The sequence below is a fragment of the Lysobacter enzymogenes genome (assembly GCF_017168095.1).
GTDB lineage: Bacteria > Pseudomonadota > Gammaproteobacteria > Xanthomonadales > Xanthomonadaceae > Lysobacter > Lysobacter enzymogenes_D.
This window is the reverse complement of the sequence record NZ_LXSD01000175.1, coordinates 1-10,995: the sequence shown is the minus strand read 5'-3', so window position 1 is coordinate 10,995 and position 10,995 is coordinate 1. Positions and strand designations below refer to the sequence as shown.

At 69.8% G+C, this 10,995-nt stretch carries 10 protein-coding genes and 1 pseudogene; 6 read left to right on the top strand and 5 right to left on the bottom strand.

What is annotated here, in order from left to right:
* The 4 genes and pseudogenes from A7A76_RS04805 to A7A76_RS04800 all read left to right on the top strand — a co-directional run.
* A partial coding sequence (locus A7A76_RS04805; RefSeq protein WP_206410125.1) for a tetratricopeptide repeat protein occupies nucleotides 1-1,273 on the top strand: 1,273 nt, incomplete at its 5' end.
* A 56-nt stretch (nucleotides 1,274-1,329) separates the two neighbouring features.
* Nucleotides 1,330-1,416 (top strand): annotated as a pseudogene (locus tag A7A76_RS26270) (hypothetical protein); the annotation flags it as partial.
* Nucleotides 1,409-1,864, top strand: a complete 456-nt coding sequence (locus A7A76_RS26265) for a DUF6053 domain-containing protein (protein ID WP_428995082.1) — start codon at nucleotides 1,409-1,411, stop codon at nucleotides 1,862-1,864. The pseudogene A7A76_RS26270 and the gene A7A76_RS26265, both read left to right, overlap by 8 nt.
* A gap of 145 nt (nucleotides 1,865-2,009) precedes the next feature.
* Nucleotides 2,010-3,623 (top strand): PKD domain-containing protein, encoded by a 1,614-nt coding sequence (locus A7A76_RS04800; protein ID WP_206410124.1) that lies wholly within the window; start codon nucleotides 2,010-2,012, stop codon nucleotides 3,621-3,623.
* Nucleotides 3,624-3,818: 195 nt separating this feature from the next.
* On the opposite strand, the gene A7A76_RS04795 is transcribed toward A7A76_RS04800, so the two are convergent.
* Complete coding sequence (locus A7A76_RS04795) at nucleotides 3,819-4,346, bottom strand: carboxymuconolactone decarboxylase family protein (RefSeq protein WP_123647127.1); 528 nt, start codon at nucleotides 4,344-4,346, stop codon at nucleotides 3,819-3,821.
* Between the two features lie 386 nt (nucleotides 4,347-4,732).
* Complete coding sequence (locus tag A7A76_RS04790) at nucleotides 4,733-5,272, bottom strand: peroxiredoxin (protein WP_206410123.1); 540 nt, start codon at nucleotides 5,270-5,272, stop codon at nucleotides 4,733-4,735.
* A 164-nt stretch (nucleotides 5,273-5,436) separates the two neighbouring features.
* On the opposite strand from A7A76_RS04790, the gene oxyR reads away from it, so the two are divergent.
* Nucleotides 5,437-6,384, top strand: a complete 948-nt coding sequence (gene oxyR / locus A7A76_RS04785) for a DNA-binding transcriptional regulator OxyR (protein WP_206410122.1) — start codon at nucleotides 5,437-5,439, stop codon at nucleotides 6,382-6,384.
* A gap of 153 nt (nucleotides 6,385-6,537) precedes the next feature.
* On the opposite strand, the gene msrA is transcribed toward oxyR, so the two are convergent.
* A complete protein-coding gene (msrA, locus tag A7A76_RS04780; protein WP_206410126.1) occupies nucleotides 6,538-7,188 on the bottom strand; it encodes a peptide-methionine (S)-S-oxide reductase MsrA in 651 nt (216 codons plus the stop codon).
* 239 nt (nucleotides 7,189-7,427) lie between these two features.
* Between msrA and A7A76_RS04775 the strand changes: the two genes are divergently transcribed.
* Nucleotides 7,428-9,101: a peptide-N4-asparagine amidase gene (locus tag A7A76_RS04775; protein ID WP_206410121.1), complete on the top strand. Its 1,674-nt coding sequence runs from the start codon at nucleotides 7,428-7,430 to the stop codon at nucleotides 9,099-9,101.
* 184 nt (nucleotides 9,102-9,285) lie between these two features.
* Here the strand turns inward: A7A76_RS04775 and A7A76_RS04770 are convergent, their stop codons facing one another.
* Both A7A76_RS04770 and A7A76_RS04765 read right to left on the bottom strand, forming a co-directional pair.
* Nucleotides 9,286-9,816: an adenine phosphoribosyltransferase gene (locus tag A7A76_RS04770; protein ID WP_206410120.1), complete on the bottom strand. Its 531-nt coding sequence runs from the start codon at nucleotides 9,814-9,816 to the stop codon at nucleotides 9,286-9,288.
* 60 nt (nucleotides 9,817-9,876) lie between these two features.
* Nucleotides 9,877-10,821, bottom strand: coding sequence for a DMT family transporter (locus A7A76_RS04765; RefSeq protein ID WP_206410119.1), 945 nt, complete (start codon nucleotides 10,819-10,821; stop codon nucleotides 9,877-9,879).
* Nucleotides 10,822-10,995 lie beyond the last annotated feature (174 nt).

The following is a 10,995-nucleotide window of genomic DNA, read 5'->3' as shown; positions in this document are numbered from 1 at the left end:
GGCGCCGCAGGCGCTCGACGACGCCGGCTACGCCGCGCTGCAGCCGCGGCTCGAACGCGGCGAGCCGCTGGCCTGGGAGATCCACGCGCCGGCCCTGATCGCCTACCACCGCGCCCGCGGCGAAGACGCGCTGGCCGCGCGCGCGGCCTTGCGCGCGCTGTGCCTGAGCAATCACTACGGCTACTACCACGAGTCGGCCAGCTTCGCCGAGGCGGTGCTGGCGCACTTCGACGACATGGTCGGCGACGACGAGGACGCGCGCTGGAACTACATCGGCAACATCTTCCAGGGCCTGGTCAGCGCCGGCCGCCAGGAGTTCGCGCTGGAGCTGATCCTGACCCGCGCCGAACCGCATCTGCGCCGGCGCGAGCTGCGCGCGAAGATGCACTACCTGCTGTCGATGATCCACCTGCGCTACGCGCGCAAGCCCGATCTGGCCCTGGCCGAGCACTACATCCTGCTCGCCGCGCAGGACATCGCCGCCGCGCGCGGCGCCATCGCCGATGCCGACCAGACCTTCCTGCGCGTGTTCATCGACAACGGGCTGGCGTTCCTGCGCGTGCGCCAGGGCCGGGCGCGCGACGCGCTGGCGCTGTGCCAGGAAGGCTATGCCCTGCTCACCCGCGAACTCGGCGACGACCGCCACGCGCTGCACCGCTCGGTGCTGCAGTACAACACCGCGCAGGTCTACGTGATGCTCGACCGCGCCGAGGACGCGCTGGCGCATTACCGCAAGTCGATCGAGATGGATCCGTACTACTCCGAGTACTACAACGAGAGCGGCAACCTGCTGCAGCGCCAGGGCCGGTTCGAAGAGGCGCTGGCCCTGTACGAACTCGCGGTGCGCTACAGCGCGCCGTATCCGGAAGTGCATTTCAACCGCGGCGTGTGCCAGTCGCAGACCGGCGACTGGGAGGCGGCGCTGGCCAGCTTCGCGCTGAGCCTGGAACTCAACCCGCAGCAGCCGGAGATCCACCAGATCCGCGCCGAGATCCACGAGCAGTCCGGCGACGCCGACGCCGCCCTGGCCGACTACGACGCCGCCATCGCCCTGGCCGCCGACTCGGTCGCAGCCAGGGTCAACCGCGCCGTGCTGCACTACGGCCGCGGCGACTACGCACGCGCGCTGGCCGACATGGACCGGGCGATCGCGCTGGACCCGGACAATCCCGAGCACTACGAGAACCGCGCCGAAATCCACAAGGCCATGCGGCGCGAGGAACTCTACCGCCACGACCTGGACCGCGCCGACGCCTGCCGCGCGGCCGCCTGAGCCTGAGCCTGAGCCTGAGCCGGGCCGCGGCGCGCCGCGCCGTCGCCCTCGCTGCTGTGGGAAGGGCTTCAGCCCCGAAGCCGTTGGCTCAGGTCGCCACAACCTTCATCGCGAACGGACCGAAAAGCATCGGGGCTGAAGCCCCTCCTACAAAGAGGCCCGGCAGCCCAGTGCCGACGCCTTCGCTCTTGTGGGAGGGCTTCAGCCCCGAGGCTGTCGGCTCAGGTCGCCGGAACCTTCATCGCGAACGGACCGGAAAGCATCGGGGCTGAAGCCCCTCCTACAAAGAGGCCCGGCAGCCCAGTGCCGACGCCTTCGTTCTTGTGGGAGGGGCTTCAGCCCCGAGGCTGTCGGCTCAGGTCGCCGGAACCTTCGTCGCGAACGGACCGGAAGGCATCGGGGCTGAAGCCCCTCCTGCAAGATCGACGGCGGCGCGCTTCGCGCAGGCCCGTGCTGCGGCGCAGCGCGGGTGCGCATGCGCATCGCATCCATCGCCGCCGCGCGCTTCGCCGCGGCGCCGCGCGCAGCCGGTTGATCGCACGGGAAAAACTTCGCCGCGCCGCGGCGGTTAAACGTTTTTCCCTTGTTTAAATCGATCCAAATATTGACACCGGGAAATCTCCGCTCGCACTGTCGCCGCGTCGCCACCACGGCGACGGGCCGGCGCGGCACGGTGCGCACGGCCCTTCCGTCCATCGCCGCGTCCTCGCCGACGCCCATCGCAGGGAACCGCACCATGCCCAAGCCGACACCGCACTCCACCGCCTCCGCCCGTTCGCGCCGCCGCGGCTGCGTCAGCGCCCTGGCGTTGGCGCTGGCCGCCCTCGCCGCGCCCGCGTTCGGCGCCGAATCGGCGATCTTCGGCGGCGGCCCGTTCTATTCGGGCGGGCAGACCGTCATCAACGACCTCAAGGCGTCGGGCTTCACCACCGTGTTCCTGTGGAGCATCCACATCGAGGACAACGGCGACCTGGTCTACAACGACATTCCCATCGTCAAGAACGGCGCCTACATCGGCGGCTACGCGGACTGGCCGGCGCGGCTGGCCTCGCTGAAGACCGCGCCGACCTCGGTCAAGCGGGTCGAAGTCTCGATCGGCGCCTGGGGCGTGCCCGACTTCGAACGCATGGCCAAGCTCGCCAACGGCACCGCCGCCGGCTGCGGCACGACCATCGTCTGCGGCACCGGCAGCGGCAGCATCCTGTACCGCAATTTCCAGGCGCTCAAGACCGTCACCGGCGCCGATGCGGTCAACTTCGACGACGAGAGCTATTACAACGTCGCCGACACGACGACGTTCGGCACCATGCTGGTCGGGCTCGGCTACAAGATCACCTTCGCGCCGTACACCAACCAGACGTTCTGGAAGGGCGTGAAGGACAACCTCGGCGCCTCGGTCGACCGCATCTACCTGCAGGTCTACGACGGCGGCGCCGGCAACAACCCGGCCACCTGGAACACCGCGATGGGCATGACCGTCATGCCCGGCCTGTGGACCAAACACGGCTCGGGCTGCAGCGCCGGCGACAGCCCCGCGTCGGTGGAAAGCCGCATGGCCGGCTGGAAGACCAGCGCCGGCATCGGCGGCGGCTTCCTGTGGCTGTACGACGACATCCAGAAGTGCTGGGCGCAAGGCACCAGCGCGCAATACGCGGCGGCGATCAACAACGCGCTCAGCGGCAACGCCGCGCCGGTCGCCAACTTCGGCGTGACCGTCAACGGCCTCACCGCGAGCTTCAGCGATTCCTCCAGCGACGCCGACGGCAGCATCGCCTCGCGCAGCTGGAACTTCGGCGACGGTTCGAACTCGACCGCGACCAATCCGTCGCACACCTACGCCAGCGCCGGCAACTACACCGTCAGCCTGACCGTGACCGACAACGGCGGCGCGACCAACACCAAGACCTCGACCGTCTCGGTCGGCGCCGGCAACGTCAATCTCGCGCTCAACAAGCCCACCACCAGCTCGGCCGCGTGCAACAGCAGCGAGAGCGGCGCCAAGGCGGTCAACGGCAGCGTCTCCGGCGGCAACACCGACAAGTTCTGTTCGCTGGCCTCGCCGGCGTGGCTGCAGGTCGATCTGGGCTCGGCGCAGACGGTCAGCAGCTTCACGGTCAAGCACGCCGGCGCCGGCGGCGAACAGGCCAGCTGGAACAGCAAGGCCTTCACCATCCAGACCTCGACCAACGGCAGCACCTGGAGCACGCCGGTGTCGGTGAGCGCGAATACCGGCAACACTTCGACCCATGCGATCGGCGCGACTTCGGCGCGCTACATCAAGCTCAACGTGACCACACCGACCCAGAACGGCGATCCGGCCACGCGGATCTACGAGTTCGAGGTGCGCTGAGGTTTCGATAACTCCCTGTAGGAGCGGCGCGAGCCGCGACTGCGACAACGCAACTATTGCGCGGGTTTCGAAGTAGTTGTGTTGTCGCAGTCGCGGCTTACGCCGCTCCTACAGGTAGTGAACCGACTAAAAAAAGATCGCCGGCGTTGCCGCCGGCGATCCCCTGCCACCATCCAACTTCTACTGCAGGTCCGCTCAAGCCTGCTCGAGCGCCACCGCCACCGCATGCACCACCGCGGCGATCTTGAGCGCGCTCTGCACGCCCTGCGCGCTGATCTCGTGCTTGCGCAGCACCTTCTCGTGCGAGTCCATGCAGGCGCCGCAGCCGTTGATCGCCGACACCGCCAGCGAAGCCAGTTCGAAGGTCATCTTGTCGATGCCCGGGTTGGCCATGATGTTCATGCGCAGGCCGGCGCGCAGCTGGCCGTACTCTTCGTTCTGGATCAGGTGGGTGGCGCGGTAATAGATGTTGTTCATGCCCATCACCGCCGCCGCGGCCTTGGCGCCGGCGATTTCCTCGGCCGACAGCTTCTCGGCCGCGAACGCTTCCACCGCCTCGGTCAGCGGCTTGTAGCGCGAGGCGATCGCGCACGACAGGGCGATGGCGCGGATTTGCTTGGCGTCCAGGCCCTGCGAACCGGCGTCGCTGAGCACGCTGTCGAGGTTGAGCTTGAGGTCCTTGGCGTAGTCGGGAAGCGCGTTGCGAAGATCGGTGAGGCTCATCGGGAAGCTCCTGGAATCGGGGGAACGCCGCAGCGCGGGCAGGCCCATGCGCCTGGCGGGCGTGCGCACGCGCACGGCTGGCTGGGACGGAACCTGGAAAGAACGCGACCGCGCTTGCAGCGAGGTAAAAACAGCCGGGGCGGACCCCGGCTGCAGGCACCCGCACGGAGGGGAGGGAGGCCGGCGTGAGGTGCGACCGGCCGCATGCGGGGTGGTGCCGAAGAAGACTGCGCGGCCGGCGCGAACCGGCAGCGCAGGTTGAACGAACGAATCAGAACCGGGCGAACGCCGGGTCACGCGATCCGGCGCCGCCGCAGACACATCGCGAAGCCGAAGCCCTGCGCGGGGCCGCCGTTGGCAGCGGCCCGCGCCGGGCGCCTTGCGGCTTAGGCGACCTTCAGGGTGTTCTCGCCCTGGTTCCAGTTGCACGGGCACAGCTCGTCGGTCTGCAGCGCGTCGAGCACGCGCAGCACTTCCTGCGGGTTGCGGCCGACCGAACCGTCGGTGACGTAGACGAAGCGGATGACGCCTTCCGGATCGACCAGGAAGGTCGCGCGCTGGGCGACGCCGTCTTCGGTCAGGATGCCCAGGGCCGAGGTCAGGTCCTTCTTGATGTCGGCCAGCATGGGGAACGGCAGGTCGCGCAGGTCCTTGTGGTCCTTGCGCCAGGCCAGGTGGACGAACTCGCTGTCGGTGGAGGCGGCCAGCACCTGGCAGTCGCGGTCCAGGAACTGCTGGTTCAGGTCGCCGAAGCCCTTGATCTCGGTCGGGCAGACGAAGGTGAAGTCCTTCGGGTAGAAGAACACCAGCAGCCACTTGCCCTTGTAGGTGTCGTTGTCGATGTCCGCGAAGGCGGTGTCGAGGTTGTCGATGCCGACGGTGGCCTTGACCTTGAATTTCGGGAACTTCTCGCCGATCGAAAGCATGCGGGTATCTCCTGGATGGGATGGGAGGGGTGATGAACGGGGGTGCGACGAAGTCTCTGCGTCGCCAGGCACAACTTATGTTGCCTATGTTGCGCTACAGCAATTGATTACTGAAATGAATTGTTCCTATTATGCCGATAGCCATCTTCAATTGACAGCCGACCATGAACCTTCGAGACCTCAAATATCTGGTCGCCCTCGCCGATCACAAGCACTTCGGCCGCGCCGCCGCGGCCAGCTTCGTGAGTCAGCCCACGCTTTCGACCCAGATCAAGAAGCTCGAGGACGAGCTCGGCGTATCCCTGGTCGAGCGCGCGCCGCGGCGGGTGATGCTGACCCCGGTCGGGCGCGACATCGCCGAGCGCGCGCGCAAGGTCATCGCCGATGTCGAGCAGATGAGCGAGATCGCGCGCCGCAGCCAGGACCCCGAGGCCGGCACCGTGCGCCTGGGCCTGTTCCCCACGCTCGGCCCGTACCTGCTGCCGCACGTGGTGCCGAACCTGCGCAAACGCTTCCCGCGCCTGGAACTGCTGCTGGTCGAAGAGAAGACCGACCAGATCCTCGCCCGCCTGCGCGACGGGCGCCTGGACGCCGGCCTGCTGGCGCTGCCGATCCACGACGATCAACTGCACGTCGAGCCGCTGTTCGACGAGCCCTTCATCCTGGCGGTGCCGCAGCAGCATCCGATGGCCGCGCGCGACACCCTGGACCTGCACGATCTCGACGACCAGCACCTGTTGCTGCTCGAAGAAGGCCACTGCCTGCGCGACCAGGCCCTGGACGTGTGCCGGCTGGCCGGCGCCGACGAGCGCGACGGCTTTCGCGCCACCAGCCTGGAGACGCTGCGGCAGATGGTCGCCGCCGGCGTCGGCATCACCTTGCTGCCGACCCTGGCGGTGCAGCCGCCGGTGCCGAACTCGCCCGACATCCGCCTGCTGCGCTTCAGCGGCGCCGCGCCGCACCGGCAGATCGGCATGCTGTGGCGGCGCAGTTCGGCGATGTCGGAGTTCCTGATGCAACTGGCCGACGAACTGCGCAAGCTGCCGCCCGCGCTGCTGCAGCCGCCGGGCAACGCCGCGGGCAAGCGCAAGCAGGCGCCGCCGCCGCGGTGATCGTGCGCCGGAGCCTGTCGGCTGCGGGCGCTGCCGCAGCGGGCCGAAGCCATCGCGTCGATGCGCGCGCTGTTCGCGCGCGAGTTCGCTGAGTTCCGCGTCCAGGCTACGCGAGCGCGGCGGCGCGGTTTCGCGGCGCCGCGCGGCCGCGCTTCAGAGCGCTGCGATCGGGCAGCTCACGCCGGTGCCGCCCAGGCCGCAATAACCGCCCGGATTCTTCGCCAGATACTGCTGGTGATCGTCTTCGGCGTAATAGAACTCCGGCGCCGGCGGCGCGGCGATTTCGGTGGTGATCTCGCCGAACCCGGCCTCGCGCAGCCTGGCCTGGAACGCATCGCGGCTGCCCAGCGCGGCGCGGTATTGGCCCTCGTCCTCGCAGTAGATCGCCGAGCGGTATTGGCTGCCGATGTCGTTGCCCTGGCGCATGCCCTGGGTCGGGTCGTGGCTTTCCCAGAACACCTTGAGCAGGTCGTCGAACGCGATCTTGGCCGGGTCGTAGACCACCAGCACGGTCTCGGCATGGCCGGTCTGGCCGCTGCAGACCTCGCGATAGGTCGGGTTCGGCGTGTAGCCGCCGGAATAGCCGACCGCGGTGACCGCCACGCCCGGCAGCGACCAGAACTTGCGCTCGGCGCCCCAGAAGCAGCCCAGGCCGAACTGCACCCGCGCCAGGCCCGGGTAGGCGTCGCGCAGTCTGGCGCCATTGATGTAGTGGGCGTTGTGCAAGGGCAACGGCGTCGCGCGGCCCGGCAGCGCGTCTTCGCGCCGCGGCATGCGCTGCTTGAACGCGCCAATACCGGGAATCGAGGAACCGGCCATCGTCTGCCTCCGTAGCAACGGGATCATGAGCGCGGCGATGCGGGGTGTGGCGGCATCGCCGCCGTGCCGATGAAATGCGGCGCCGGTCGCAGGATTCAAGGCATCGGCGCGCATGCGCGCCTTGCCGCCGCGCGCGCCGGGCGGGAAGCTCGAACCTGCGCGAACGCGCCGCAGCGACGCGCGCGCCGCGCCGTCCGACTCCCCTGCCCGCGAAGGATGCCCCGATGCCCGCACGCCCCGCTTCCCGCCCGAACGCGACCGCGCGCCGCACTGCCGCGCGCCTGCCCGCCCTGCTCCTGGCCTTGCTCTGCGCCCACGCCGCGCCGGCGCTGGCCGCCGACGAATTCGGCAGCGACTGGGACGACCCGCGCACCGCCGACCCGCCGGTGGCGCGGCCGGCCACGCGCAGTTGCACGGTCGAGATCCTCGACACCGCCTTCGCCGATTTCGACTGGCACCTGGGCCGGATCGCGCCGCCGGCCGCCTGCCCCGGCCCGTGGAGCAAGGTGGTGCTGGAGATGGACGGACAGGTCAAGGGCGTGCAGTACGACCGCCTCGGCCATCTGGAGATCGGCGGCGTCACCGTGTTCTCCACCAGCACGCCGGAGCCCTCGCGCGACGGCATCGGCTGGCATGTGGAGAAGGACATCAGCGGTTACGCCGCGCTGCTGAAATCGCCGCAGCAGGTGCGCATGGCGCTCGGCAACGTGGTCAACGACACCTACACCGGGGTGATCTACGTGCAGGCGCGGGTGGTGTTCTACAACGCCGACCGCCGCCATCGCGCCGCCGACGGCGCCGATGCGGTCGCGCCGCTGGCCAACGCGCGCCGCGACGGCGGCGATCTGGTCGGCGACTACACCCTGCCGGCCAACGCCACGCGCTGGTTCGGCGAGGTCTACGCCACCGGTTCCGGCGGCGGTTGCGAGGAATTCTGGTACTTCACCGCGCCGCCGGAGGCGAACTATTCCTGCCCGGCCCAGCACGGGCCGTACCGCGAAGTGCAGGTGCTGATCGACGGCCGCGTGGCCGGCATCGCCATGCCGTATCCGCACATCTACACCGGCGGCTGGTCGAACCCGTTCCTGTGGTATGTGCTGCCCGCGCCGCGCGCGTTCGACATCGAGCCGATCCGCTACGACCTCACCCCCTTCATCGGCCTGGTCAACGACGGCCGCGCGCACGAGGTGCGCTTCCGCGTCGCCAACCTGCCCGACGGCGCCTCCGGCTGGACCTTGCAGCCCAACCTGCAGGCCTGGACCGACCCGCGCCGCGGCGCCACCGGCGGGCGCCTGCTGAGCTACGAGCTGACCCCGCTGGCGGCGCGCTCGACCTACACCGCCAAGCCCGACGGCACCTTCCAGGTCGACACCCGCGGCGGCCACCGCCTGCGCGCGAGCGGTTATGTCGATACGTCCAAGGGCCGCGAATACACCACGGTCGAACGCATCGTCGGCAACGACGGCCTGCACACCTGGGGCGCGGACGAGAATCCCGACGGGATCAAGGCGCAATGGAACGACACCCAGACCGTGACCCGGCTCGGCCGCGGCCTGCCGACGGTGTCGACGCTGGCCCAGCGCTTCGGCTTCGACGGCGCGATCAGCGTGGTGCCGTCCGGCAGCGCCCAGCGCATCGTCACCACGATGAAGATCTTCGACGACGCCGACCTGCTGCAGAGCCCGGGTCGCGGCCAGCCGGCGGCGGCGCAGGTCAAGCGCAACCGCTTCGAAGGCGAAGCCGGCTGGAACTACGGCGTGCCGCGGCCGGAGCGGCACGCGACCGGCCACTCGACCCAGCGCCATCGCAGCTACGGCACGCAGGGCTGCTACGACCACGAGATATCGCAGCGCAACGGCTTCATCGACACGGATCGGTATCGCTGCGGAAAGCCGTGAGCGCGGCGCGCATCCTCGCGCTGCGGCGTGGGGATGCGCGAGGCGTTGCGGATCGCGCCGGACGGCGTTATGGCGCGGTCGCGGCTTGCGCCGCTCCTACAGGGGTGGCGGGTGCATCGCCTGCTCCCTGTAGGAGCGGCGCGAGCCGCGACCGCGGACTTTCACGCCCGCGCCGCAACTGCGATCAGTAACGCAACAACGAATGCACCGGCGCCTCGCCGCTCCAGCGCGCGCGCCCGCCCAGCGCCGGCAGCTCGATCAGCACGCTGGCGCCGACCAGCGCCGCGTCGAGCCGTTCGACCAGTTCGCGCGCCGCCGCCAAGGTGCCGCCGGTCGCCAGCACATCGTCGACGATCAGGGTGCGCTCGCCGGGCTTGAGCGCGTCGCTGCGCGCCTGCAAGGCGTCGCGGCCGTATTCCAGCTCGTATTCCACCGTCACCAGCGGCGGCGGCAGCTTGCCCGGCTTGCGCAGCGGCACGAAGCCGGCGTGCAGCTTCTGCGCCAGCGCCGCGCCGAAGATGAAACCGCGCGATTCGATCCCGCACACCGCCTGCACGCCGCTGCCCTGCCACGGCTCGGCCAGCGCGTCGATGCAGCGGGCGAAGCCGCCGGCGTCGGCCAGCAGTGGGGTCACGTCGCGGAAGGTCACGCCGGGCTTGGGGAAGTCGGGAACGCTGCGGATCAGGCGCTGGATCGGGACGAGGAGATCGGTCATGTGCGAAAACAAACCATGAAGGAATGAAGCAAGTGTGCGGCGCCGCGGCGTTGGGCCGCGTCAACGCGGCTTGCGCGAGAACAGCGGCTGGTCGCCGCGGGCCAGGCCGAGGAAGATGCCGGCCAGCGACAGGGCGATGCCGAGCAGTTCCAGCCCGCCGAGCCGCTTGTGGAAGATCAGCACGTCCCAGACATAGGCCAGCAACGGCTGCAGCAGCAGGCACAGGCCGACGATGCCGGCCGGCAGCAGCGGCATCGCCCGGCCGATCACCAGCCAGCCCAGCACCTGGGCGATGGCGGCGTAGGCGGTCAGGATCAGCCAGTCGTGCGCGGTTTGCGGCCACATGCTTTCGCCGCCCAGCGGCACGGTCGCGCCGAGCACCAGCACGCAGCCCAGGCACAGCCACCACTGCAACGCCTCGTTGGGCGTATCGCCGCGACGCGCCTGGGCGGCGCGGAACGCCAGCAGGAAACCGCCGTAGGCCAGCGCCGCGGCCAGGCCGAAGAACACGCCGAGGCGGAAGCGCGCGTCCATGTGCTCCCAGCCCGGCGCCAGCAGCAGCGCCAGCCCGACCAGGCCCAGGCTCAGGCCGACCCACAGCTTCCAGCCGGCGCGCTCGCCGAGGAACAGCGCGCCGGCGCCGGCCAGCACGAACACCTGGAAATTGGCCAGCAGCGTCGACAGGCCGACGCCGACGTAGACGATCGAGCGGTGCCACATCCACAGGTCGAACGCCATGAACACCGCGCTCAGCATCACCAGGCCGAGCACTCGCGGCGCCGGCCGCCACGCGCGCAGGCGGCCGGGCCGCCACGGCTGGCCCAGCAACAGCAGCAGGATGATCGCGGCCAGGCCCATGCGCCAGAACGCCGACGCGCCCGGGCCGATCTCGACCCAGCGCACGAACACCGCCGAACTGCTGATCACGCTGGCGCCGAGCAGCATCTGCAGCAGCGGCCCGTTGCCGGAAGCGGCGGACGAGGTGGACGACGAGGCGGCGTTCATGCGCGCCTCCGGGAAACGCGGCGATCGATGCGACGGATCATGGGAACACTCCGGTAATTCGTCCGCGGCGCACCGCGGGCGGCGCGTCCGTCGCGGCGGCCGGCGCTGCGCCGGCCGCGCCGCTGCGGGCGCGATGGGTTCGAAGACGGGTGGGGCCGGGAGCGACCCCGACAC

Excerpts from the sequence above, each read along its gene's own strand:
- A7A76_RS04800 (WP_206410124.1), top strand. The coding sequence starts at position 2,010 with ATGCCCAAGCCGACACCGCACTCCACCGCCTCCGCCCGTTCGCGCCGC.
- A7A76_RS04795 (WP_123647127.1), bottom strand. The coding sequence starts at position 4,346 with ATGAGCCTCACCGATCTTCGCAACGCGCTTCCCGACTACGCCAAGGAC.
- A7A76_RS04790 (WP_206410123.1), bottom strand. The coding sequence starts at position 5,272 with ATGCTTTCGATCGGCGAGAAGTTCCCGAAATTCAAGGTCAAGGCCACC.
- oxyR (WP_206410122.1), top strand. The coding sequence starts at position 5,437 with ATGAACCTTCGAGACCTCAAATATCTGGTCGCCCTCGCCGATCACAAG.
- A7A76_RS04775 (WP_206410121.1), top strand. The coding sequence starts at position 7,428 with ATGCCCGCACGCCCCGCTTCCCGCCCGAACGCGACCGCGCGCCGCACT.
- A7A76_RS04770 (WP_206410120.1), bottom strand. The coding sequence starts at position 9,816 with ATGACCGATCTCCTCGTCCCGATCCAGCGCCTGATCCGCAGCGTTCCC.
- A7A76_RS04765 (WP_206410119.1), bottom strand. The coding sequence starts at position 10,821 with ATGAACGCCGCCTCGTCGTCCACCTCGTCCGCCGCTTCCGGCAACGGG.